Here is a 23677-nt window from a genome sequence, read left to right as displayed (position 1 = left end):
TGTTAAATATAGCCCCAATTTTACGGTAGATTATCAGGATTTATATGTGATCTATGTCATTTCGTCCAGACTCTCTAGAACTATCCGAAAGTACCTTTATTATTCTTCGGGATTTAATTCACGAACGAACCGGTTTGTACTACGAATCCAGCAAAAGAGACCTGTTGGCGGATAAGGTTTATCCCCGATTAGTAGATAAGAGCTTTGATTCGTTTTTGGATTACTATTATCTACTAAAATATGATCCTGATGCCGATGGTGAGTGGAAATGCCTGATGGATGTTCTGTCAGTTTCAGAAACTTTCTTCTGGCGGGAATTTGACCAGATTCGGGTCATGGTTGATGTGTTGTTACCATCATTAATAGACAAATATAAAGCTGGTTCTCCATCTCATGATTGGCCGATGTGTAGACCTATTCAAATTTGGTGCGCGGCTTGTTCAACTGGTGAAGAACCTATCTCAATTGCTATGGCTTTACAAGAGGCAGGTTGGTTTGACAAACTACCTATTAATATCTACGGTAGTGATGCTTCCCCTCGGTCAATTAATAAGGCTAAGGCAGGACTATATCGACAATATTCATTTCGGGCAACTCCCCCGAAAATCCAGGATAAATATTTTGACAAAGAAGGAGATAATTGGCGCATTAAGCCGAGTATTCACAAGCGAATCACCTGGCAAGTTGCCAACATTACTTCCCCTCAAGAAATTGCCAACTTTAGAAATATTAACTTTATTTTTTGCCGAAATGTGTTCATCTATTTTTCGGATAAATCCATCCAGAAAACTGTTAAACTATTCTCGGAAAGAATGGCAGAATCGGGTTATTTATTTATTAGTGCCTCCGAGTCCCTGTTAAAGTTTGAAACCGATTTCAAATTGATAGATATTAGGCAAGCATTTGCCTATCACAAAAAGCGTTAACTTACCTGATATAATATAAAATATACTACTGAGGAGCCATGAGATGAAAAATATTATCCGAGTTTTGATTGTAGATGATTCCGCCTATGTCCGTAAGGTGATTAGACAAATGCTGTCTCGTAGTCCCTTTATTGAGGTGGTTGATGTCGCCCATGATGGTGCCGATGCTCTGGACAAAATTGAACGGCTGGGAGACCAAGTAGATGTCGTAACCTTGGATTTGTTAATGCCTAAAATGGACGGTGTGGAGTTTATTAAACACCAAATGGCACGCCGTCCCCTACCTGTGATTGTCGTCAGTATTGCTAATGAAGGAGGCGAGAAATTTCTGGCGGCTTTGGATGCTGGGGCCGTGGATTTTGTCCATAAACCTACGGCTCTCGCTACCGAAAAAATGTTTGATATTAGTGATGAATTAATCGCTAAAGTTAAAACAGCATCTACTGTCCCTATTCACTGCATCACTAATGTTAATGAATTGCACTCATCACCGCCATTACCTCGCCCTCCTATTAGTTCCGGAAAAATTGAATTGGTGGCGATCGGAATCTCCACAGGAGGCCCTCAAGCCTTGGCGTTTTTAATTCCTCAATTGCCGGAAAATTTGCCAGTTCCGGTTGTGGTGGTTTTGCATATGCCTGTGGGATACACTAATATGTACGCCCAACGCCTCAATCGTCTTTGTTCTCTCGATGTTAAAGAGGCTCAAGCGGGAGATTTGGTCCGCCCCGGTGAGGTGCTAATTGCTCAGGCTGGACACCATCTGAGTTTTAAGCGTAATCGTGATCAAAATGTGGTTGTCCATTTGCACACTAAACCTTTTGATTTACCTCACCGTCCATCGGTGGATGTCATGTTTCAATCGGCGGCGGAGATCTATAAAGAACGGGTTTTGGGTGTGGTTATGACTGGAATGGGATCTGATGGTAAACAAGGTGCAGCTTGGATTAAGTCCCACGGAGGCTCGGTTTTTACGGAAGCTGAAGAAAGCTGTGTGGTCTATGGAATGCCTAGAACAGTGGTAGAAGCTGGTTTAAGCGATCGCAGTATCCCCCTGAATCAGATGGCTAAAGCGATCGTAGATTATTTATAAATTAGATGTTCTTTAGGGTTTGGGAGTTCTCGTGATGCTGCTCACAGAAAAACAACAGAATGCACTGATTGGATTTATCAATATGATATTATCCAGACGACCGGCAAGTTCTTTATCAGCATTAATTCAATGTCCGGTGATTTTGGATGTTTCTAATATTTGGCTGTATCCTCTGAGTAAATGTAAAACCGAATTTGCCCACTGTTTTGCTAATGAGGTGGCTAATGTCCGTCAAACTTTGTCTGGTTCCTTGTCCGGAGATGCCTTAATACTTCTTGACTATCCGGTGGCAGTAATGTTAACTAATTTACTCCGCCAAAATTCGAGACAACCTATTGAACATCTGAATATTTCTGCCTGTGAAGTGTTGACAGAAGTGGGCAATATTTTACTGAGTAGTTTTCTGCAGATTTTAGGAAACTTAATGGGAAGTCCGATTACAGTTTCCGAGCAGTCATTTTCCATTGACCCCCTAGAATCAATGATTAATTATCTGATTTTAGAACATCAAGAAATCCGCTATGTTTTAGTTGTCAAAACTAAATTCATTCTCTGTGATAACTCATTGGAAGCATACTTGTTTTTTGTATCTGGGGTTATGCCTCTATCTTGTATGATTAGAGGCATTGAGTCTGTCAGCAATGTGGCAGTTTCTAGGGTTTAGATAATGTGGGGAATCTCTAATTATAAATCATCAGGAGAAAAGGCAGTCGAAAACATAGCAGATATCCAGGAAGTCAACCGTCTTGATCAACACTTACATAATTCCTTTAAAAACAAATTTTTAATCGAACCATCACTAACCAGGCTGTTAGTCAGTTTTCAGGCGAATAAAACTCAACCTATTTATCGTTGGTATAAGTATAAAGAAGCCTTTTCCGCATCTCTAGTTCAACTGTTATTGGCAAAATACGGATTGACTCAAGGCAAAATTTTAGACCCCTTTGCAGGTAGTGGAACTGCTTTATTTGCGGCTAGTGATATCGGCATTCATGCTGATGGTATTGAATTATTGCCCATTGGTCAAAATATAATTGATACAAGAAGGCTGTTAAATTCCGAATTTACAGGCGATGATATTCACAGGTTAAAAAACTGGGTCAACTTAAAATTATGGAAACAATTTGAACATCAACTCACTCTACCAGAGTTTAAAATTACCCAGGGTGCTTACTCCCCAGAAACTCAAACAGCAATTGAGAAATATCTGGCAGCTTGCGAACAGGAAAATCCTCAAATTCAAACCGTTTTACTATTTGCTTTGCTTTGTATTTTGGAATCGATAAGCTACACCAGAAAAGATGGTCAGTATCTACGTTGGGATTACCGTTCGGGTCGAGGTAGTGGCAAAAAGTCTTTTAATAAAGGCAATATTTTAGATTTTGATGATGCTATTACTCAGAAAATCAATGAAATTATTAATGATTTAGAACCACCTACACAGCAAATTGAACTTTTCCCTACCCATAAACCTCAAGGTAAAATTCACCTATATAAAGGGTCTTGTCTGGAAGTAATGCCATGTTTACCTAATGGTAGCTATGACGCTATGATCACATCTCCACCTTATTGTAATCGATATGATTACACTCGTACCTATGCCTTAGAACTAGCTTTATTGGGAGTGTCTGCAAAAGAATTAACCCATCTTCGTCAGGAAATGTTAAGTTGTACTGTTGAAAATCGCCCTAAAGATTTGTTGGCTATTAATCAAAATTGGCAATTAGCTTTAAGTGTGGCTGAAAATCAAACTCTATTGCAAGCCATATTACAATTTTTAGAACAGCAAAAATCACAGGGCAAATTAAATAATAATAGTATATCTAGAATGGTGAAAGGATACTTTTACGAAATGGCTTGTGTGATTCAAGAATGCTCCCGCCTACTTAAACCCGGAGGACTTTTATTTATGGTTAATGACAATGTGCGTTATGCTGGGATTAGTATTTCCGTAGATATGATTCTTTCTGATTTAGCTGAAAATTTGGGTTTGGTTGTTGAAAATATACTTATTTTACCAGGCAATAAAGGTAACAGTAGTCAGCAAATGGGAAGTCATGGTCGTGAACCTTTAAGAAAATGTGTTTATGTCTGGAAAAAAACATCAATTAATCATAATTATCTATGAATACTTATCTTAACCACCTGAAATCTAGTAACGATTTGGTGACAACTTATGAAGCTGTCCGTGCGGGTTTTGTAGCACTGGCACTGGAGAGAAATCGACGAGCCACACCTTATGTTGCAGAAGCTCAAGCACTACAAGAAGCGGCTAGTCAAGCTACCTATCCTGCTGATTTACTGAATATTAGAGGTATTGATATCGGATTACTGACGGCAGCAGGACTATCTCAGAAATCCCTGAAATATTTGATGCCAGAGGATAAAATTGATGCAATAAATGGTCTGATTAAGAATTTTCTGGAGCCAGCAGGCGCAAATTTTGTAGAGGAATTAGTATTTAGATTTTTATTAACTCGTGGTGACAGTCTGGGGGGTCAATGCGTAACATTGGGGGAGTATTAGCACAAAGGAAATTAACCCGTGCTATTCTGGCAACTCTCAGCATTGCTGGGACAAAATATTCCTGGCAAGATTCCCGCAGCAAAAAATGGTTATATATGACCAATAATGATACAAAAATTGAGTTATATTTACGAGGTATAAGTTGGGAAAATAAACTAGGCAAGCGTACACTTATTTATAATCTAACAGTTCCAATAATTAATAGTAATGTAGATTTATGTTTATTTAATATGGCTTCCACAGAACTGGTAATTAATAAATCTACTGAGATTAATTTACAATCTATCCTAGCTTTAGGTGAACTGAAGGGAGGGATAGATCCAGCGGGAGCTGATGAACATTGGAAAACAGCACAAGCAGCACTAAATAGGATGCGACAAGCATTATATCAAGTGGGATATTCTCCTTATATTTTCTTTGTCGGCGCAGCCATAGCAACTAGGATGGCTGCGGAAATTTGGGAGCAACTAGAAAATGGGACGCTCCATAATGCAGCTAATCTCAATCAAGAAAATCAAGTAGCATCTATTTCTCGTTGGCTGTGCGATCTGTAGGAGTTTTATTTGAGATGTGGACTCGCTAAAAAAACGTTACAATCTTTGATAGTTCCCAAACTAATCAACTAGACTCATGAGCGAAACCCTACAAACACAACTCTATGAAATTGCACAATTTGCTAATACCCTAGTGCGCGAACAACTAACCCATCTGGGATGGCCAAGCGTTCTCATCCTGTTGGCTGCTGGGTTGCTAACCAGTTTGACCCCCTGTATGCTGTCTATGTTACCGATTACGATTGCCTATATTGGTGGATATGAAAATCAAAATCGCACCACAGCAGCTATTCAGTCTACCTGGTTTGCTTTGGGACTAGCAACTACTTTAGCGGGATTGGGGATTTTTGCGTCTCTGGTGGGACAGGTTTATGGTCAGATTGGCTGGGGTTTGCCTATTCTGGTGAGTGCGATCGCCATTTTGATGGGATTGAACCTTTTAGACGCCTTACCCCTGCAACTTCCGGCTTTTGATACCATGGGGTGGATTCCTGAAAACCTCCCCCATTCTGCGCGGTCTTATCTGTTGGGGTTAACTTTTGGTTTGGTGGCTTCTCCCTGTAGTACCCCGGTTTTAGCGACGATTCTGGCTTGGGTTTCTACCACTGGCGATATCCTTCTAGGGGGGGTGCTGCTGCTGTCTTACGCTGTGGGTTATGTGGCTCCGTTGATTGTGGCGGGTACATTTACGGCTACTATTAAAAGGTTGCTGGCTTTGCGTCAGTGGTCGGGTTGGATTACTCCGGCTAGTGGTGTTTTACTGGTAGGGTTTGGGGTGTTTTCTCTGTTGTCCCGACTGGCTCCGATCGCCTAGTTAACTTTTGCAAAATCTTGATTTAATTATGACTGCTAAAGATGTGGTTTTCTCTAAACTTTCTAGTTGGGGAACAGGACCCAGAAAATTTTTCCGAAAAGAATTACTTCCCGTGTTGGCGGATTTGCGATTAGCGATTGTTTTATTATTAGCGATCGCCATTTTTAGCATTTCTGGAACTGTCATCGAACAAGGACAGTCCGCCGCCTTTTATCAAGCCAACTACCCAGAAGATCCGGCTTTATTTGGGTTTTTAACCTGGAAGGTATTACTATTTATTGGGCTAGATCATGTCTACCGCACTTGGTGGTTTTTGTCAATCCTAATTTTATTTGGCTCTAGTCTCACCGCCTGCACTTTCACCCGGCAGTTACCGACATTAAAATCGGCACAACGTTGGCAATATTACGAACAGGAAAAACAGTTTAAAAATTTAGCTTTAAGTGCCGAGGTGAAAAATGTATCCCTAGACCATCTCAAACAAACCTTAGAAAGCCGTCGTTATCTGGTATTTCAAGAGGGAAATAAACTCTATGCTCGCCGAGGTATAATTGGTCGGATTGGACCCATTATAGTTCACGCTAGTATGTTGATTATTTTGGCTGGTTCAATTGTCGGTTCAATGACGGGTTTTATAGCTCAAGAACTTGTCCCTAGTGGTAAGATATTTGGCATTCAAAATATTATTGATGCTGGGCCGTTTTCTGAGTCTCAAATGCCCCAAGATTGGGCGGTTAAAGTTAATCGGTTTTGGATTGATTATACACCTGATGGCACTATCGATCAATTTTATTCAGATTTGTCGGTAGTTGATCGGGAGGGACAAGAACGCGATCGCCAAACTATTCATGTTAATAAACCCCTACGTTATGATGGTATCACGTTTTATCAAGCTGATTGGGGAATAGCTGGGGTAAAAGTTCGGATCAATCGTTCCCCGGTGCTACAACTACCAATGGCGCAACTAGATACCGGGGGAAAAGGTCGCATTTGGGGAACTTGGGTTCCCACCAAAACTGATTTGAGTGAGGGAGTCTCCCTGCTGGCGAAAGATTTACAGGGAACTGTGTTAATTTATGATAATGATGGTCAGTTAGTCTCAACAGTCCGCGAGGGTATGTCTCTTGACATCAATGGGGTCACCCTCTATGTTGATGAGGTGGTGGGAAGTACGGGATTGCAAATTAAAGCTGATCCAGGTATTCCAATTGTTTATGCAGGATTTGGATTGCTGATGATTAGTGTATTAATGAGCTATGTATCTCATTCCCAAATTTGGGGACTCCAGCAGGGTGATCGGCTTTATATTGGCGGTAAAACTAACCGCGCTAAGGTGGCGTTTGAGCGTGAAGTGGTGGCGCTATTAGACCAAATCGAGTCGGAACAAACCATCAGCTAAACTATCATTCCCCCCTCTCTTAGAGTAATAGGGGGGGATTTGCTCATAGATTTTACGGGTGAGTTTTGATTAACAATTAAATCAATATCAACGTTTATTGATAGGGTGATAATTACTAAATTTCAGGGTCTTTTCAAGTTAATTTTATGGGTAAAATCCCCTATCTCGATGCGGAATATATCCCCCAGATACGAAAATTTTGATTAGCCTCATATTCTAAATATCTGCCAATATTATGCTGGTTCCAAAGTTCAACCAAGCCATTATCAAACTCTTTGGGAATACCTCGATTAGTACAATTAAAATTGTACCATTTGTAGTCCAAGTAGTGTGAGCCACCGGACTGGTGGGTTATTTATCCTTCCGCACCGGAAAAAGTGCGATCGCCGATTTAGCGAATCAATTAATCGAAGAAGTAAGCGATCGCGTTTACCAAAACCTAGAATTATACCTATCCTGCTAATATAAACCCAAAAAAACTGGATGCGATCGAGTTAGGATTTGGAGAATATGATTAATATTATCGAACCCGAGACAGATTTTAGCTTCTATTATTATCATACCAATGACCAAGGCGATCGCACTACTGTACAAGCCATAGTCGAGAACGCAGACCCACGCAAGCACACCATTTATATCACAGCCAAAGAAGCTGGTCAAGCCATCTGGAGTGATGTTTATATCTCCTACTTATAACCCACGCTACTTTTAAGCCATCTTTATCCAGTCTATGATGATAGTAATAACTTCCAAGGTGTATTAATTTCAACCTTACGTCTAGATCATATTTCGGAATTTCTCCATAGCCTTAGTATTGGGAAGTCTGGACAAGCATTTATGATCAAACGTGACGGGACTTTCTTGGCAACTTCCACCTGAGAATTACCCTTGACCATTGATGAATAAGAACGCCGAGAATTAATGAATGGTTCCCAAAGCAATAATCCCATTACTCAAGCAACGGCTAAAGATTTATTTAATACCTTGGGCGACCTCAAAACTCTAGGGAGTACCCAAAATCATGAGTTGCGATTGAATGAAAATCTGTACTTTGTGAAAGTTAGACCTTTACAGGATGAGTATAATTTAGATTGGCTGATTGTTGTAGTTGTACCAGAGTCAGATTTTATGTCCGAAATTAACGCCAATATTCGCACTACTATTAAACTTGGTATTGGTGCAATGATGGTGGCAATTATTATTGGTATGATAACAGCTAGGTGGATTACTTGGCAAATTTCCCGCCTCAATATCGTCGCCAGTAATGTAGCCAAAGGAGACTGGAAACTGTCCCTATATCTGCAAAGAAATGATGAAATAGGACAACTTACAGAGGCTTTTAATACAATGGCTACCCAACTACAAAAGTCATTTCAAGATTTAACCACCCTAAATGAAGCCTTAGCAGAAAGTGAAAGCAGACTGACCAAATTTTTAAATGTGATTCAGGTAGGAGTAGCTATTTATGCACCGAATGGGGAGCTAATTTATTTTAACATAACCGCCACCGATTTACTATCACTTGAGCAGGTGGGAGATTTAGAAACCTATAACTTACCTCTAAATAATTCTATTTATCAACAGGAAACTAATCAACCATACACAGTTAGCTATCTCCCCTATAATAGAGCCTTACCAGGTGAAACAGTGATGTCTGATGACTAGAGATCCAAGTAGGCGATCGCCGTATTACCTGAGAAATGAGAGCAGCTATTATTGTGGAAAAACAAGGCAATATTATCTATAAAATTAGGGGATTCTCAGACATTAGCGAAAACCAAAAACCTGCCAAATTTTATCATAAGTTACGGCTCTAAACCAAGGTTTAAAAGCCGAAAATCTCGCCTCATAACCGAATTACAAGTAGCTCAAAAACTGCCATACATGATTTTACCGAAACCGGAATAATTAGCAGAAATATCTAACTTGGAGGCAGCCGAATTTATGGAGCCAGCGGACGAAGTTGGGGGAGATTATTATGAGATCATACTAGAGTAGAATGGCAGATTAACAGTAGGTATTGGTGATGTAACCGGACATGGTTTAGAAAGGTGTTAATGCTGATGAAACCAACAGCAGCTCGGACTTAATCAGCCTGACCATAAGCCGATCACGTAAATTTTTTAAATGGAATTAACCAGGTAATTTATAGTAATGGTATGCCGATGAGAAACGATAAAAATTTAACCCTGTATTTTTTAACATTTCCAGATGATAAATTTCATTTAACCGGACAGCATGAAAGTTGAATTGTAGTTCGTAACCATGGAGAAGTCGAACAAATTGATAGAATGGACTTAGGGTTTCTGATAGGTTTAGAAGAAAATATCTCAGATTTTATTAATCAGCTAGAGGTGAAAGTCAATCCAGGAGAAGTGATGGTTTTATATACCGATGGTATCCCGGAAGCCGTTAATGAGCAACAGGAAATGTATGGTATGGAGCGACTTTGTGGAGTGCTTCAGGAAAACCGCCACGAGTCAGTTGATAGTATTTGTGAAAGGGTAGTTAAAGATGTCAAGCAATTTATCGGCACACAAAAGCTGTTAGATGATATAACCTTAGTAGTTTTAAAAAAAAATAGCATAGCCTGAGTAGAGACCGACTCAGGAAGCCGAGAGCCATGCTAATGTTAAAATCTAGTCAACACATATCCTCATTTGTATTGCACTCAGGATCTAAGCTATGGCTGTACTACTTACCTGGATCGCGCTAATTCTGAGCATTCTGCTAACAGAGACATTTTGGCTGGACCCTCTGAGCTTTCTTAATTGGCTACACCTACCGAATTGGACTGGGTTAGCATTTGTGGGGTTAATTGTGACTTGGTGTCTTGGGGAATAGGTACTAACTTGCCCAAAAAATAGTATGTTGTATCAGAGATTTATTTCAAGGTCTATGGTGCGTCAACTGTCTTTTAACCCTAGGGTCCATTTTACTAGTAGCGATCGCCCGACTGTCCGCAAGGAAGCGCCGCGACCGCTGTATCGTGGTTTACTATTAATGCTGGTAGCCACAGGATTGATAGGTTTGCAGGTTCATCGGCTGGTACAACTGCAACTGGTGAAGGGAGCAGAAAACCGACTGAGAGCGGAAGAAAACCGTATCCGGCTGATTCCAGTCCCCTCAAATCGGGGTCGAATTCTCGATCGCAATGGTACAGCCATAGCCGATAACCACCAAGTGCGGGGGGTTTTTTTCTGGCCAAGGGAAAAGACCCCAGAACAGTGGAAACAAGCGGCTAACCAACTGAGTGAGTTACTGGATGTACCAGTAAGCAGCATTTTAAACGAACTAGAACGCATCGGCTACCAATCCGCCACCTCAGTCCGCATTAGCAATAATCTGACTCCAGAAGCCTTTATCTGGTTAGCGGAAAATGCCGAGAAGATGTCCGGGGTGGAAATTAGGATGGAGTCGAGTCGCCACTATCCCCACGGTAATTTAGCAGCTCAAGTAGTTGGCTACATTGGGGAAGCCAACCTACAAGAATTAAAAGCTAACCCCGATTGGCCAATGGGCATGGTAGTAGGACAGTTGGGGATTGAAGCCTTAGCCAATAAAGATTTAGTGGGAGTGTGGGGCGCTCGCTTGGTGGAAGTGAACGCCAAAAACGAGGAACTGCGGATCTTTGGTGAGAAATCCTCTCAAGGGGGTACAGACGTACAACTAACCATAGATATCAATCTGCAGAGAGTGGCGGAACAGGCTCTGGGACAGCGACGGGGAGCAGCAGTAGCCCTGAATGTGAAAACTGGGGAAGTGTTAGCAATGGCGAGTAGTCCACGATTTGACCCTAATTTATTTACTCGCCCCATTACCCCCCAACAATGGGAAGAACTCCAAGGGTTAGACCATCCGTTTCTGAATCGCGCCTTACAGGGATATCCCCCCGGAAGTACATTTAAGATTGTTTCCTCTGCTGCTGGTATGGCTTCTGGCCATTTTAGTCCAGATTCGGTAATTGCGACCTCAGATTCAATTACTATTGGTGGGATTGCCTTTAAAGAACATAGTGGCGGGCTTGGGATAATTGGGTTTCGGGATGCTTTAGCCTTTAGTAGTAATACCTTTTTCTATCGCCTGGGGATGGCCATTGGCCCGGGAACCATGGCTAAATGGGCTAGAAATTTGGGAATTGGTACTACGGATTTAAGATTGTTGGGGTTAACAGAGGGGTCTAGTGGATGGGTTCCTACCCCGGAAGACAAGGAAAAAATGTTTGGGGAACCCTGGTTTTTGGGGGATACTGTCACGATGTCTATTGGTCAAGGGTCGGTACTAGCTACCCCTCTGGAGTTGGCGGTGATGGTATCGGCGATCGCCAATGGTGGACAGCGAGTTAAACCCCATTTACTCTCTTCCATGACTAATACTCCCGCTACCCAACCTGTACCCACAGGATTGGCTCCTGATGTGATTCAAAAAATTCGAGAGGGGTTAGTTGCTACGGTCCAGTATGGAACCGCTCAGGTGATGAATGATGGTAGTATCCCTTTAACTGGCGGGAAAACCGGAACTTCTGAGGTTTGGGGAAAGCGATCGCACTCGGTTTATGTCGCCTTTGGTGCTGCGGATCAAGCAGAAATTGCCATTGCTGTAGTCGTGGAAAATGGCGGTTTTGGCTCTAAGGCGGCGGCTCCGGTAGCTCTGGAGATGTTCCAAACCCACTTTGCTGGTAAAAAATAACCACCCACCCAACCGGGTAACACCAAACCCGGTTAGGTAAGAGGTTTCAGGCGGTGGCTACTTCCTCGGCGGGATATGTATAAATTTTGATAATCATAATCAAAAATTTATATAAGTAAACCCTGGCGTTATAGCGATCGCCTTGCTAAATTAAATCTATAGCAACCGAGGAGGAGCCATAGCAGATATGAATACACCCAACTTAAATACCCAGCCAAATTTCATCTTAAAACCCATCAAAACCTGGCTCGATATTCAAGTCAAAAATCCCAAAACAGCCCGGTTAATCTGCAATTTAATCCCCGCAAAATGCCCCTTTGAACGCACTATCAAAATGTTTGGGCGTACAGTTTTACAAATTCCCCCCCTCTGCAAATTCAATCCTTTTTATGAGGAAGTTGTGGCTATGCGATTTCGCGCCCTTTGCTACTTAGCCGATGAATGTGGAGAAGATATTTCTCAGTTTTTTGTAGCCTAAGATAACCTGTCTCTCGCCCAAATTCTAGCATCATCAAGATGCTTTTTAAGAGTTGTTTCTGGTAGAGGTCCTTGGAGGTGATTCCAGGGGAGAACCTGGTTTAATTCCCAGTCTTGATTAACATAAAAATCTATGGGGGGAAGCTGTCCGCGTAATTCCTTAAACCCCCGCCGATAACTTCCGGGACTGTCCCCATAATGGCGGACTTTTTCCAAGAGATAAGATAAACGGCGATCACCTCTGGAAATTAAAGCCTGAATTACCGACCATCGATAACTTTCCGGGCGAAAATCCATCCCATTGGAGCGCAGTTTTTTCTCTAAAAACTTTAATCTTTTTTCGGCGGCTGGATTAACTCCAAACCACTGAAAAGGAGTGTGGGCTTTGGGGACAAAGGTACTACAACCCAGCGTCAGACGTAAACCAGGGGCGGCTTTTTTAATCTCCTGCATCATAGCAACTGTCGCCTCTAAATCCTCTGATTCTTCCCCCGGTATCCCCACCATACCATAGAGTTTAAGGCTTTTTAATCCTCCGGCTTTCGCATTAATGGCAGCTTGGATAATTTCATCATTATCGAGTTTTTTATTGATGATTTTACGGAGGCGATCGCTACCACTTTCCACCGCTATAGTAATACTACGAGTATCTCGTTTCGCCAAAGTAGCCGCTAGTTTCACCGTGACCGTATTGGTGCGAACTGAAGCCAAACTCAATCTCACATCATCATATTCTGGCTGACTCAGATAATCCAACAATTCGTTAAATTCGGGATGTTGAGTCACCGAAGCACCCAATAAACCCAGCCTTTTAGTGACAGTTAAACCCCGATTAATTGCCGGGATTAAAGATGATTCAAGATTCGCCGTCCGGAAAGGTAAAGTCAAATAACTAGCCAAACAAAAACGGCACATTTCTGGACAACTGCGAACCACTTCCACCATATAAATATTTTCCCAAGCCGCCAATTCCGTGACTACCGTGGAAGCTGATAGAGTATTTCCGCGATAGGTTTGTTTTTGCACCTGGGGGGGAATATCACTATCAATAGGTTTAATAGAAGCGATCGCCCCATCAGGACTGTGATAAGTCACCTCATATAAACTGGGGATATACACTCCCGGAACCTGTGCTAAGTGGCGTAATTTAGTCTGTCGGTCTGCTTGTCTAACCTGTTGATAGGCGCTGATAAAATTAGGTATTAAATCTTCGCCATCTCCCAGTAAAATCACATCAAAAAAATCAGCAAACGGTTCTGGGTTGGCCGTGAGGACAGGTCCGCCGCCAAAAACTAGGGGTTGTTGATTATCGCGCGAGTGCGATCGTCTTGGTAGCCCTAAATCTTCCAACTGCTGTAAAATGTTACTGTAGTCTAATTCCCAGGACAGAGAAAACCCTAATAATTCTGGGTTATTTGGTAGAGGTTCACTCAGATCTGTAAACAGGCGGCTAACTTGTACATCTTGACGGAGTGCTAAAGTCGCCCATACTATCTGATAACCTAGGCTAGTAATTCCCACACTGTATTCATTGGGGAAAGCCAAAATCACCGGAACCGCATTAGTTTCCGGTGTAGCTGGGGTAAATAATAAACGTTCGCGGGCGAATTTGGTAACAGTCACAGTATAAAAATTGACGTAATCAGATTGAGGATATCCATATTAGTGATATTTTAACTTAAACCACAAAATAGTCGAAGCCAATACGAAAGTCGCCACATTAGTTAGGATAATCGGTAGATCTTGAATCAGGGTCCCATATACAATCCTTGACACTCCCCGGCGTGAACGCACGGGGATTCTTTGTTCTACGACACGACTTGCTGATGCAGGATTTCTCCAACAACAGTAGAGGACTTGTCTCCCAAAGCGTTGCTCGGCTATCCGAAAGTTCCGGTATGCCCTACCGTACTCAATCCTCGACTCAGAATATTTCTAGCTGCGTTTTCATCCCTATCCATTGAGCAACCACACTTACAAACGTGCGTTCTTGTGGATAGTGTTTTCTTCACAATTGCACCGCAGTTAGAGCATTCTTGGCTAGTGTATTGCGGATTTACCGCAACCGTTACTCTTTCAAAAACTTTAGCAAAGTATTCAAGCCAGACACGGAACTGATACCAAGAAGCGTCGTTGATAGACTTAGCTAAACAATGATTCTGCACCATATTTTTAATTCTCAAATCTTCGTAGGCTATCAAGTCGTTTGACTGAACTACGCACCTTGCCAACTTCACAGCATGGTCTTTACGTTGCCTACTTATTTGGAGATAGTGTTTACCTAGAATCTGTCTAGCTTTGCCTCTGTTTTTTGAACCTTTAACCTTCTTCGATACGCGACGGTGACTACGTTTTAAGGTACGTTCGCATTTTTTCAGGAATTTAGGATTTTCAACGGTGACTCCGTTTGAATCGGTGTAATACTCTTTCAGTCCAACGTCTAAGCCAATGGTATTGCCTGTCGGCGCTGTGTTTTCTTTCCTGTCAACGTTAATACAGAATTGAACGTACACACCATCAGCACGTTTCACCAGTCTTACCCGTTGGCTCTGGCTGACTTGGTAAAAGTGTAAATCGCGTGTACCCTTGATTTTGAGTTTACCAATTCCTTTTTTATCTGTGAAAGTTATTGATTTTCTGTCGTCTGCAAGTTTCCACCCGGTTGATTTATATTCAACTGAGCGACAATCTTTCGGAAACTTCGGATACTCCTTTTTACCGGGAATCTTCTTCTTGCAGTTTTCATAAAATCGAGAGATAGCTGACCAAGCTCTTTCAGCGCTGGCTTGTCTCGCTTGAGAATTGAGTTCGTCGGCAAATGGAAAAGTTGCTGCCAGCACCGCACAGTATTTGTTCAAATCGTACTTATTCTTTTTAGGATTATCCATCCAATAGCGCAAACAGCTATTGCGGACAAACTGCGCTGTACGAATGGCTTCAGCTACTGCGATGAACTGGCTTGATTTTCCGTAGGTTTTGAACTCAAAAACTAGCATGGCTCTACCTCCTATCTTATGCTAACGCCATCAGCACAAAACATTCGATATTGCCACAAAAATTTACAATTAAAGCCGTCCTAGAAGGACGGGGTTTTAGACCCAGTTTCTTGATAAAAATACCCCCGTACAGAAAATTACGAACATTCCCAGGGAGACATCACGGGTTGATTTAGTTTTCCAGGTTTTAATTGCTTGGGGAAGAAATGCAATAGTCGTCAGCATCCCCGCTAATAGCCCAATTCCAGTAATTGTGTTCATAAATTGATGAGCAAATCCTGTGCTTAATTCAATAAAAATCCCACCCAAAACGAGTGGGATATTATCAACACTTGAGTATTAACACTCAGATTTTATGGTTCTTAAAATTAGAGTGCAGAACCCACACCGACGTAAGCCCCATAGAAAAACAGACCAACCACAACCAGAACACCAGTTCCGGCTACCGTGGCGACCAACCAAAGGGGAAGTTTAGCATCTCCAGACACAGCTTTATACCTCTCTATTCAAAATTTAAATTACTGGGGAAAAGGGTAAATACCTCCAAGGTATAATGGTACTTCTAGTTAGTTAAAGAAATAACTAGAAAACAGGATACCCAGGACAAAAATTAACAGCAAGCCCAGATACAGAGAGGTTCTGTTCAGTTCAACAGGCTGCTTATTGGGGTTACGACTACGATCCATGTATGTCTCCTATCGTTGAATAAACTGCATAGCGGCGATCGCACCCAGGAAGAAAACTGTAGGAACAGCCAGGGTGTGTACAGCCAACCAGCGAACCGTAAAAATCGGATAAGTTATCGGTTGGTTTTGATTTGCATTCGTCATGTTTTTAAGTTCTCCTGGATCTACTTACCAATAAATTGATCAATTTGTGTCTTGCTATCTTGGCGTTCAGTGATAATCGGTAGTTCCTGGCGCTCTTGAGTAAAATACTCATTAGGGCGAGGTGTACCAAAAGCATCATAAGCCAATCCGGTGCTGACAAATAACCATCCAGCAATAAACAAAGCCGGAATTGTCAGACTATGAATCACCCAATAACGGACACTTGTAATAATGTCACCAAACGGACGCTCACCAGTAGTACCTGCCATTTAAGTCTCTCCTGTTAACAAATCCACAACTTACAGACTCTCAATCATATTATAATAGGGTAGAGAGTCACTGATAACAAGCCAATTTTACCAACATTTTTTAAAGGCTGGTTTTGCTCTCAACTAGATGCTGAGGTGTTTCCGGTGTATCTAAGTAATGTTCCCCGTTGACCGAGTATAAATCCCCGTTCAGGACTGATAAACTCAATGCGGTAAAAATTCGAGGGAATATCTTCAACTTCCCTATCTTTTTGCCAGGCTTCACCCCCATCAAAACTACAGAGAAGGTTTCCACTACCGCCAGCGACCCAAATCTCCTCTGGGGTACGATAAGCCAAATCGAGTAATCCCCAACTGGTGGAAAACTCTGGCTTAATAGGATCACTCCACTCTTCAGGATCATTAGGATCGCTAAATCGGATTTCACCGCCGCGCGCTAACATCCACAGGCGGTTATCCTGACCAAAGCCAATTTTTTCTAGGCGTTTAGAACTATAGCGAATGTGGGGAGTCCAAGAGGTCTGTCCCGGTTCCCAAGTCGAGTAAAAATTACCCTTAGCCGAAACGGTAACATATTCGCCTTGTTCCGAGCGAGACAAGCTGCGAATCACCCCCACAGCATCTTCTACCATAGCTTGCCAAGTTTTACCGCCATCTTTAGTTTGATAGATGGCTCCGACATTAGTAGTCATTTCCGCCGCACTAGGTCCGAGGGCGACAATATTATTAGGAGCGCCGGGGAGTTTATTGCTGAGGGCGATGCGAGTCCAGGACTTACCGCCATCAGTGCTATGGAGAAGTACAGAAGGCTCACCGACAATCCATCCCTCCGAGCCACTAAAGCTAACAGAGGTCAGCAGAAGATTAGGTTCATCGAGATCTAGCTGTTTAGTTTCCCAGGTCTTACCCCCATCGTAAGTTTCTAACAAAGTGGCATTGCTACCGACAATCCAACCATGATCGGAGTTATCGACAAAATCGATATCAAATAACTTGGCATCTGTAGCCACCGGGACTAATTCCCAAGGATTATAGCTAACATCTGGCAGATAGTCACAACTTGCACAGAACAAAGCCACAGCTATCAAAATCGCCAATTTTTTCAAAAATTTAGGGAACTGCATTTGATTCAATCTGGTTAAATCCCTTAACGTAAACCATACAAACTAATAAAAAACAGAAATGCCAAAGCCAGCCCGCCAAAAATGAGAAGACTTTTCTGTTGAGAGGTTAGGGTATTGACTCCCAGACCAAACCCGAGATTCTCCTCAAATCCAGACGGACCGGAGGAGGAGCCAATATTCCTAAATTGGCTACGGGGCGCACCGCAAACGGGACAACGCCACCTAGCTGGCAGATCTTCAAATTCAGTACCTGGGGGAATATTGCCTGTAGAACTGCCTTTGGAGGGTTCATAGACGTAACCGCAGGCGTTACATTCATATCGGTCTGGGGATTTGACTTCAGTGGCTGGCTCACTCATAGTACGGACGGTCGGGGAGTTAATTATTAAAAGTCTATTACATAATATTACAGAACCTGACAAAGTTAAATCAATCTGTGGCGATCGCCCAAAATCCTCGAAATCCCCAAAATCCCCAAAATCCTCGAAATCCCCAAAATACCCAAAATCCTCGAAATCCCCAAAATCCCCAAAATACCCAAAATACCCAAAATACCCAAAATACCCAAAATACCCAAAAATCTCAACAGTCCCCAAAATCCCCAAAATCCCCAAAAGCCAGTCAACAGGTTCAGCCCTGTTGGTAAGGGCGATAATCGCGGATTTCTGTTAAGATCCAACGAGAGCGATCGCGATCATCTAGTCCCACTGAACCGATCAGATCTTTGATTTATCGGTACAAGTGATCCAATAATATAAAGAACCGGTTACCAAAACTATAACTCTGCTGATCTACTGTGTTTTTTCTGAACGGTTACGAATATTTCCTGGGCTTCCTAATCATCTGTAGCCTAGTCCCGATACTAGCTCTAGGAGCCTCCAAAATCCTCCGACCCCAAAGTAGAAGCGCCACTCGTCGCATAACCTACGAGTCTGGCTGTGAACCCATAGGGGGGGCTTGGATTCAATTCAACATCCGCTACTATATGTTTGCCCTAGTCTTTGTCATCTTTGATGTAGAGACAGTATTTCTGTACCCCTGGGCGGTAGCATTTCATAGGTTAGGCCTACTAGCCTTCATAGAAGCACTCATCTTTATTACCATCCTAGTCATTGCTTTAGTGTACGCATGGCGCAAGGGTGCGTTGGAATGGTCATAGGTACGGTATTACAGGTTATAAAAATATGACAACTCAAAGTCCTTCACCGAATACAACTATCATCAACCCCATTGAGCGACCCCAGGTAACTGAGGAATTGTCGGAAAATGTGATCCTGACCACGGTTGATGATCTCTACAACTGGGCTAGATTATCTAGTCTGTGGCCGTTGCTCTATGGGACTGCCTGTTGTTTTATTGAATTTGCGGGTCTAATTGGTTCGCGGTTTGACTTCGATCGCTTTGGATTGGTGCCACGGTCTAGCCCCAGACAAGCGGATCTGTTAATTACGGCGGGAACCATCACCATGAAATATTCCCCCATGTTGGTCAGGCTTTACGAACAAATGCCGGAACCCAAATATGTGATTGCTATGGGAGCGTGTACCGTCACCGGGGGAATGTTTAGCATGGACTCCCCCACCGCAGTGCGGGGGGTAGATAAGCTGATCCCGGTAGATGTTTACATCCCCGGCTGTCCTCCTCGCCCAGAAGCGATCATTGATGCGATTATTAAACTACGCAAGAAAATCGCTAACGAATCATTCCAGGAGCGGGGAAATCTCCAACAGACCCATCGCTACTATACGCGATCGCATAATCTGAAAGTAGTCGAACCGATTTTAACCGGGGAATACTTAGAATCAACTACCCGTCAAGTCCCCCCGAAACAACTGACCGAGGCGATCGGGATGCCTGTGCCTCCCGCCCTACAAACCGAACCCATGAAAAAGGAGGAACAGCGTGGCTGAGACCGAAACCGAAGCCCCCATCATTGAAGCCGGACTCGTCTCCCAGTGGTTAAGTCAGAATGGATTTGACCATGAATTTCTGGGTCCCAATCATGTGGGAGTCGAGATGATTAAAGTAGACCGGGATTATTTAATTCCCCTAGCTACTGCCTTATATGCCTATGGTTTCAACTATCTACGGTGTCAGTGTGCCTATGATATGGGACCAGGGGAAGATTTAGTCAGCACCTACCATCTCGCCAAAGTTCAGAACAATGTGGAACAACTAGAGGAAGTTTGCGTCAAAGTTTTCGTTCCCCGAAGCGACCCAAAAGTTCCCTCAGTTTATTGGATTTGGAAGGCAGCGGACTTCCAAGAACGCGAGTCCTATGATATGTATGGTATCGTCTACGAAGGCCATCCTAACCTGAAGCGGATTTTAATGCCAGAAGATTGGGTAGGCTGGCCACTTCGGAAAGACTATATCTCGCCAGACTTCCATGAATTGCAAGATGCGTATTAGTGGATTAGTGGAGTGTTATAGTTTTTTTCAGGTCAGACCATAACCGTTATGGTTGTTGACTGTTAAGAACAGTGGGTAGCCCTAGAGCGCCCACCACTCCCCTGGGGCGGAAATGAGGATGTCCCCCATTCACAACCCAATTGCAATCTTTCTCAAAAGTCTGGTATATTTTCTTAGGCTCATGCTGTTATATTCAATGTGGTCTTAAGAATACGCACTCAGAGCAAGCGAGTGTATTCTGTTGGGATTAAGTCAAGGAACATAGACTTGATCTTGCAAAAACTGTCTTAGTCCAACATTTTGGTGGAGGAGTTCAAGCTAATGTCAAACCTTACAGGTACTAGTTTTATAGATGTCAACCGCACTGGCGTATTCGATCCTGGTGATCTGCCAATAGCTAATGCTGCGGTATTCACAGATTTGCCGCCTTTTGATGGTATATACCAACCGGATCAAGGTGAACGGAGCGCCATTACTGGTCAGGATGGCAGCTTTGTAATCACTGATTTACAGACTTTAGGAGCCGGTACTCCGTTCCAACTGCAACAAATCCCTCCTGCTGATGGTAGTGTCAGCAGTCCTGGGAACAACCTACCCCTCCCTTTCACCGTTCCCGCCGATCCGACCCAGAACATAGGCCCAGTTGCCATTGCTAACTTGCCTCCCGATGTCCCTGTACCTTCAGTTCCCCCCATTACCAGCAAGGGTAACATCCAAGGTCGGACTTTCGTAGATAACAATGTTAATGGTCGCTTTGACTCTGGTGAACCTGTTATCGGTGGTATTCCTCTGTTCCTTGACTTAGACGGTAACGGAGTCTGGACAGCCAACGAACCCATTACAGTAAGCCGTCCTGATGGTTCTTTTTCCTTCAATAATCTGACTCCGGGAACCTATCAACTGCAGCCCCTATTGCCTGGGAACGACGTACCCCCAGGATTAGGTGGTGTAACTCCCCTTGCAGATAGATTAGTTGCCACATCTGTATCTGTTAGCCCCAGTTCTTTAGATGACCGATTGGGGGGTTTTCTTGGGGGTATTGCCAGGCGATTTTTAGGAAGTGATCGGACTGAACAATTGGCTCAAGCTACTAATGAGCCTAATGCTCCAGAATTAGTTACTGTTTCAGCCGGTGCTGTTACCTCCCAGGACTTGGGCTTTGTAGTTCCCGGAAGCATCTACGGTTTCGTAGTTTCCGATGCAAACAGTAACGGTGTTGCCGATCCCGGAGAAGCAGGTATCCCTGGCATTACGGTGTCTGGCGGCGGAAGAACTGCGGTTACAGATGCCAATGGTTTCTACATCCTTGATGTAGATGCGAGATTCCCCACCTTCTCGGATGCGGAGTTAGCCCAAAATCCCTACCTACACTATGTACTTTCCAACGAGCCTGGGTTGTTGACAGAAAGTTTTGCAGTCGAGGTGGTTAATCCTCCTGGTAACTTGGTAGCTACCGGACCTGATCCTGATTTTGATGTGGCTTTGGGTCGTGGTCAAGCCGCACAAAAGGACTTTTTCTTTAACGTTCCCCCCGCGCCGGTCGGAGGTCCTGGAGTTCCAGATAGTATCACTGGCTTTGTGTTCACCGATGTTAACATTGACGGTGGCTACCAAGTTGGTGAACCCCTCCTGGAAGGTGTAACCGTTTACCTGGATCTGGATAAAGACGGACAGTTAAACAGCGGTCCCCTGCGTGACCCAGTAACTGGGGCTGTGATTCTGGATGAGAACGGCAACCCATTCCCGGCTGAACCCAGTACAGTAACTGGCCCTGGCGGTAATTTTGGCTTCTTTAATGTCTCCCGCTGGTTGCCCTTTATCGAACCTGGGGATGTTGAATTTCAGGTCCGGGTGGAAGCACCTGCTTCGTTGCCTTTCGTCACCACTCCCGATGTATCAATCTCTGGTGAAGGGTTGGGAGTTTTGGCGGAAGTGGGCGCATCTGGCGTAGCCTTCGGTATGTCCCAGTTCCCCGTTTAGCTTCTCGCGGAGAAGCCCCGCGCTGTAGTTTTCGATTCAGGGTCGGGTAGTTCACGCGCAGTATTCTGGCAGCGTTGCTGATTCAGGAGTCAAAATAGGCGTAAAAATATAATGGCGAACATCCCAGGCAGAAGGTTGGCTTGGGATGTTTTTTGTTTTGTATCAAAATACTCAATTTTTGTGGTAAGGAGGTATTATTATATAGCGAGAGGGTTAACGGGGGTTTAAAAGATTAAAAGTTGTCTAAACTGTCAACGATCGCAACGTTTCCCGCTAATGTCTTCACCCTAGACAATGGTTTAACCGTCATTCATCAGGAAATTCCAGCTACACCGGTGGTCGTGGTAGATGTTTGGGTTAGGGCGGGAGCCACAAGAGAGCCAGAGCTTTGGTCGGGGATGGCTCATTTTCTGGAGCACATGATTTTTAAGGGGACTGAAAAAATCGCCCCCGGTTTGTTCGACTGGGTAATTGAAAGCCGAGGGGGGGTGGCTAATGCAGCTACAAGCCACGACTATGCCCATTTTTTCATTACCAGCGCGGCTCAGTATTTAGAGGAAACCCTGTCTCCGCTGGCTGATTTACTGCTGCACGCGGCGATACCTGATGATGAGTTTGTGCGAGAACGTTCGGTGGTGTTAGAAGAACTGCGCCAATCTCAGGATAGCCCAGATTGGATAGAGTTTCAAGCGATGATGGAAACTCTCTATGGTAATCATCCCTATGGGCGATCGGTTTTGGGGACGGAAGCGACTCTGATGCCGCGAACTCCTGACGAAATGCGGCAGTTTCATCGCTGTCACTACCAACCGGAAAATATGGCGGTAGTGATTGTTGGGGGAGTCTCGGAAAAGCGATCGCAAGATTTAGTTTCGGAGGCTTTTGGTTCATTTTACCACCGGGAAGAATGCCCGATCACAAACGGTTATCATCAACCCCAACTTAGGGGTATCCTGCATGAGGAACTACTACTACCTAATGTAGAACAACCTCGGATAACTATGGCTTGGTCAGGACCTGGGGTTGAAAACATACGACATGGCTACGGACTAGACCTAATCTCAGTTTTATTAGCAGAGGGGAGAACTTCTCGCCTAGTGCAATTATTACGGGAAGATAGACAGCTAGTAGACTGTATCAGTAGCGGTTTCTCCCTACAGCGGGAGTCGAGTCTATTTACGATTAATGCGTGTTTAGATATTGACAATATCGAAGAAGTTGAACACCTAATCTGCGAGTGTTTAGCGAATTTAGCAGCAACTCCGATGTCGTCAGCGGAACTCGATCGCTGTAAGCGTTTACTGTGTAATGACTACGCCTTCTCAACGGAAACACCGGGACAATTAGCGGGTTTATATGGCTATTATTTCACAGTAGCGAAACCAGAGATTTCGGTAAGTTATCCCCACCAAATCAAATCCCTAGAAGCGGAGGAATTACAGGAGATTGCGAAAACTTACCTGAGCCAGGAACGATATGCGATGACTGTAGTGAAGCCCATATAATTAATAATTAATAATTAATAATTAATAATTAATAATTAATTGTAGGTTGGGTAAAGTAGGTGGGGTGAAACCCAACAGAGTAG

Annotated in this window: 27 protein-coding genes and 2 pseudogenes; 20 read left to right on the top strand and 9 right to left on the bottom strand. The window is 43.4% G+C overall.

Annotation, left to right across the window (positions count from 1 at the left end):
* The first annotated feature begins 53 nt into the window (after nucleotides 1-53).
* The 14 genes and pseudogenes from ACTIE0_RS00400 (at nucleotide 54) to ACTIE0_RS00330 (ending at nucleotide 12479) form a co-directional block, all read left to right on the top strand.
* Entirely contained in the window at nucleotides 54-926 is an 873-nt protein-coding gene (locus tag ACTIE0_RS00400) for a CheR family methyltransferase (RefSeq protein ID WP_006670535.1), read from the top strand.
* 43 nt (nucleotides 927-969) lie between these two features.
* On the top strand, nucleotides 970-2019 hold the full coding sequence (locus ACTIE0_RS00395) for a protein-glutamate methylesterase/protein-glutamine glutaminase (RefSeq protein ID WP_006623137.1): 1050 nt from the start codon (nucleotides 970-972) through the stop codon (nucleotides 2017-2019).
* A 34-nt stretch (nucleotides 2020-2053) separates the two neighbouring features.
* A complete protein-coding gene (locus ACTIE0_RS00390) occupies nucleotides 2054-2683 on the top strand; it encodes a chemotaxis protein CheC (RefSeq protein ID WP_006623138.1) in 630 nt (209 codons plus the stop codon).
* Between the two features lie 3 nt (nucleotides 2684-2686).
* Nucleotides 2687-4147: a TRM11 family methyltransferase gene (locus tag ACTIE0_RS00385; RefSeq protein ID WP_006670536.1), complete on the top strand. Its 1461-nt coding sequence runs from the start codon at nucleotides 2687-2689 to the stop codon at nucleotides 4145-4147.
* Nucleotides 4144-5099: pseudogene (locus ACTIE0_RS00380) on the top strand (AvaI/BsoBI family type II restriction endonuclease). Before ACTIE0_RS00385 ends, ACTIE0_RS00380 begins: the two are co-directional and overlap by 4 nt.
* A gap of 76 nt (nucleotides 5100-5175) precedes the next feature.
* Nucleotides 5176-5913, top strand: coding sequence for a cytochrome c biogenesis protein CcdA (locus ACTIE0_RS00375; RefSeq protein WP_006623141.1), 738 nt, complete (start codon nucleotides 5176-5178; stop codon nucleotides 5911-5913).
* A gap of 28 nt (nucleotides 5914-5941) precedes the next feature.
* The gene (locus ACTIE0_RS00370; RefSeq protein ID WP_006670539.1) at nucleotides 5942-7312 is read left to right on the top strand and encodes a cytochrome c biogenesis protein; all 1371 of its coding nucleotides are present in this window, start codon (nucleotides 5942-5944) and stop codon (nucleotides 7310-7312) included.
* A 346-nt stretch (nucleotides 7313-7658) separates the two neighbouring features.
* Nucleotides 7659-7775, top strand: coding sequence for a hypothetical protein (locus ACTIE0_RS00365; protein ID WP_006623143.1), 117 nt, complete (start codon nucleotides 7659-7661; stop codon nucleotides 7773-7775).
* Nucleotides 7776-7822: 47 nt separating this feature from the next.
* Nucleotides 7823-8008 (top strand): PDC sensor domain-containing protein, encoded by a 186-nt coding sequence (locus ACTIE0_RS00360; protein ID WP_006670540.1) that lies wholly within the window; start codon nucleotides 7823-7825, stop codon nucleotides 8006-8008.
* A 225-nt stretch (nucleotides 8009-8233) separates the two neighbouring features.
* Nucleotides 8234-8977 (top strand): HAMP domain-containing protein, encoded by a 744-nt coding sequence (locus ACTIE0_RS00350; protein ID WP_006623145.1) that lies wholly within the window; start codon nucleotides 8234-8236, stop codon nucleotides 8975-8977.
* Between the two features lie 584 nt (nucleotides 8978-9561).
* Nucleotides 9562-9906 (top strand): PP2C family protein-serine/threonine phosphatase, encoded by a 345-nt coding sequence (locus ACTIE0_RS00345; protein ID WP_228116628.1) that lies wholly within the window; start codon nucleotides 9562-9564, stop codon nucleotides 9904-9906.
* Between the two features lie 91 nt (nucleotides 9907-9997).
* Nucleotides 9998-10156 carry a hypothetical protein gene (locus ACTIE0_RS00340; protein ID WP_006623148.1) on the top strand — a complete coding sequence of 53 codons (159 nt, stop codon included), beginning with the start codon at nucleotides 9998-10000 and terminating at the stop codon, nucleotides 10154-10156.
* Between the two features lie 54 nt (nucleotides 10157-10210).
* Nucleotides 10211-12001 (top strand): penicillin-binding protein 2, encoded by a 1791-nt coding sequence (gene mrdA, locus ACTIE0_RS00335; RefSeq protein WP_235720284.1) that lies wholly within the window; start codon nucleotides 10211-10213, stop codon nucleotides 11999-12001.
* A 187-nt stretch (nucleotides 12002-12188) separates the two neighbouring features.
* Nucleotides 12189-12479, top strand: a complete 291-nt coding sequence (locus ACTIE0_RS00330) for a Mo-dependent nitrogenase C-terminal domain-containing protein (protein WP_006623150.1) — start codon at nucleotides 12189-12191, stop codon at nucleotides 12477-12479.
* On the opposite strand, the gene ACTIE0_RS00325 is transcribed toward ACTIE0_RS00330, so the two are convergent.
* The 9 genes and pseudogenes from ACTIE0_RS00325 to ACTIE0_RS00285 all read right to left on the bottom strand — a co-directional run bounded on the left by ACTIE0_RS00325 (nucleotide 12476) and on the right by ACTIE0_RS00285 (nucleotide 18056).
* Nucleotides 12476-14101 carry a B12-binding domain-containing radical SAM protein gene (locus ACTIE0_RS00325; RefSeq protein ID WP_006670542.1) on the bottom strand — a complete coding sequence of 542 codons (1626 nt, stop codon included), beginning with the start codon at nucleotides 14099-14101 and terminating at the stop codon, nucleotides 12476-12478. The two genes, ACTIE0_RS00330 and ACTIE0_RS00325, sit on opposite strands and share 4 nt — an antisense overlap.
* Before the next feature lie 185 nt (nucleotides 14102-14286).
* A pseudogene (locus ACTIE0_RS00320) lies at nucleotides 14287-15474 on the bottom strand (RNA-guided endonuclease InsQ/TnpB family protein).
* A 96-nt stretch (nucleotides 15475-15570) separates the two neighbouring features.
* Complete coding sequence (locus ACTIE0_RS00315) at nucleotides 15571-15735, bottom strand: PQ-loop domain-containing transporter (protein ID WP_046318632.1); 165 nt, start codon at nucleotides 15733-15735, stop codon at nucleotides 15571-15573.
* A 107-nt stretch (nucleotides 15736-15842) separates the two neighbouring features.
* Entirely contained in the window at nucleotides 15843-15962 is a 120-nt protein-coding gene (locus ACTIE0_RS00310; protein ID WP_006670544.1) for a photosystem II reaction center protein J, read from the bottom strand.
* Between the two features lie 78 nt (nucleotides 15963-16040).
* Entirely contained in the window at nucleotides 16041-16160 is a 120-nt protein-coding gene (gene psbL / locus ACTIE0_RS00305; RefSeq protein WP_006616835.1) for a photosystem II reaction center protein PsbL, read from the bottom strand.
* 9 nt (nucleotides 16161-16169) lie between these two features.
* Complete coding sequence (psbF, locus tag ACTIE0_RS00300) at nucleotides 16170-16304, bottom strand: cytochrome b559 subunit beta (protein WP_006616834.1); 135 nt, start codon at nucleotides 16302-16304, stop codon at nucleotides 16170-16172.
* 20 nt (nucleotides 16305-16324) lie between these two features.
* Entirely contained in the window at nucleotides 16325-16573 is a 249-nt protein-coding gene (gene psbE / locus ACTIE0_RS00295) for a cytochrome b559 subunit alpha (protein WP_006623155.1), read from the bottom strand.
* Nucleotides 16574-16692: 119 nt separating this feature from the next.
* Nucleotides 16693-17697, bottom strand: a complete 1005-nt coding sequence (locus ACTIE0_RS00290; RefSeq protein ID WP_006670545.1) for a photosynthesis system II assembly factor Ycf48 — start codon at nucleotides 17695-17697, stop codon at nucleotides 16693-16695.
* 23 nt (nucleotides 17698-17720) lie between these two features.
* Complete coding sequence (locus tag ACTIE0_RS00285) at nucleotides 17721-18056, bottom strand: rubredoxin (RefSeq protein ID WP_035759049.1); 336 nt, start codon at nucleotides 18054-18056, stop codon at nucleotides 17721-17723.
* A gap of 77 nt (nucleotides 18057-18133) precedes the next feature.
* On the opposite strand from ACTIE0_RS00285, the gene ACTIE0_RS00280 reads away from it, so the two are divergent.
* The 6 genes from ACTIE0_RS00280 (at nucleotide 18134) to ACTIE0_RS00255 (ending at nucleotide 23594) form a co-directional block, all read left to right on the top strand.
* Entirely contained in the window at nucleotides 18134-18343 is a 210-nt protein-coding gene (locus tag ACTIE0_RS00280) for a hypothetical protein (protein WP_050786909.1), read from the top strand.
* 150 nt (nucleotides 18344-18493) lie between these two features.
* A complete protein-coding gene (gene ndhC / locus ACTIE0_RS00275) occupies nucleotides 18494-18856 on the top strand; it encodes a photosynthetic/respiratory NAD(P)H-quinone oxidoreductase subunit C (RefSeq protein ID WP_006616830.1) in 363 nt (120 codons plus the stop codon).
* 25 nt (nucleotides 18857-18881) lie between these two features.
* Nucleotides 18882-19607, top strand: coding sequence for a photosynthetic/respiratory NAD(P)H-quinone oxidoreductase subunit K (gene ndhK / locus ACTIE0_RS00270; RefSeq protein ID WP_006623158.1), 726 nt, complete (start codon nucleotides 18882-18884; stop codon nucleotides 19605-19607).
* A complete protein-coding gene (locus ACTIE0_RS00265; RefSeq protein ID WP_006623159.1) occupies nucleotides 19600-20109 on the top strand; it encodes an NAD(P)H-quinone oxidoreductase subunit J in 510 nt (169 codons plus the stop codon). The genes ndhK and ACTIE0_RS00265 overlap by 8 nt, the downstream gene beginning before the upstream one ends.
* A gap of 321 nt (nucleotides 20110-20430) precedes the next feature.
* Nucleotides 20431-22089, top strand: a complete 1659-nt coding sequence (locus ACTIE0_RS00260; RefSeq protein WP_006669594.1) for an SdrD B-like domain-containing protein — start codon at nucleotides 20431-20433, stop codon at nucleotides 22087-22089.
* Nucleotides 22090-22328: 239 nt separating this feature from the next.
* The gene (locus ACTIE0_RS00255; RefSeq protein WP_008055480.1) at nucleotides 22329-23594 is read left to right on the top strand and encodes a M16 family metallopeptidase; all 1266 of its coding nucleotides are present in this window, start codon (nucleotides 22329-22331) and stop codon (nucleotides 23592-23594) included.
* The last annotated feature ends 83 nt before the right edge of the window (nucleotides 23595-23677 follow it).

Source organism: Limnospira sp., assembly GCF_051859755.1.
GTDB classification, from domain to species: Bacteria; Cyanobacteriota; Cyanobacteriia; order Cyanobacteriales; family Microcoleaceae; genus Limnospira; species Limnospira fusiformis.
This window is presented reverse-complemented; position numbering and strand designations above follow the sequence as displayed.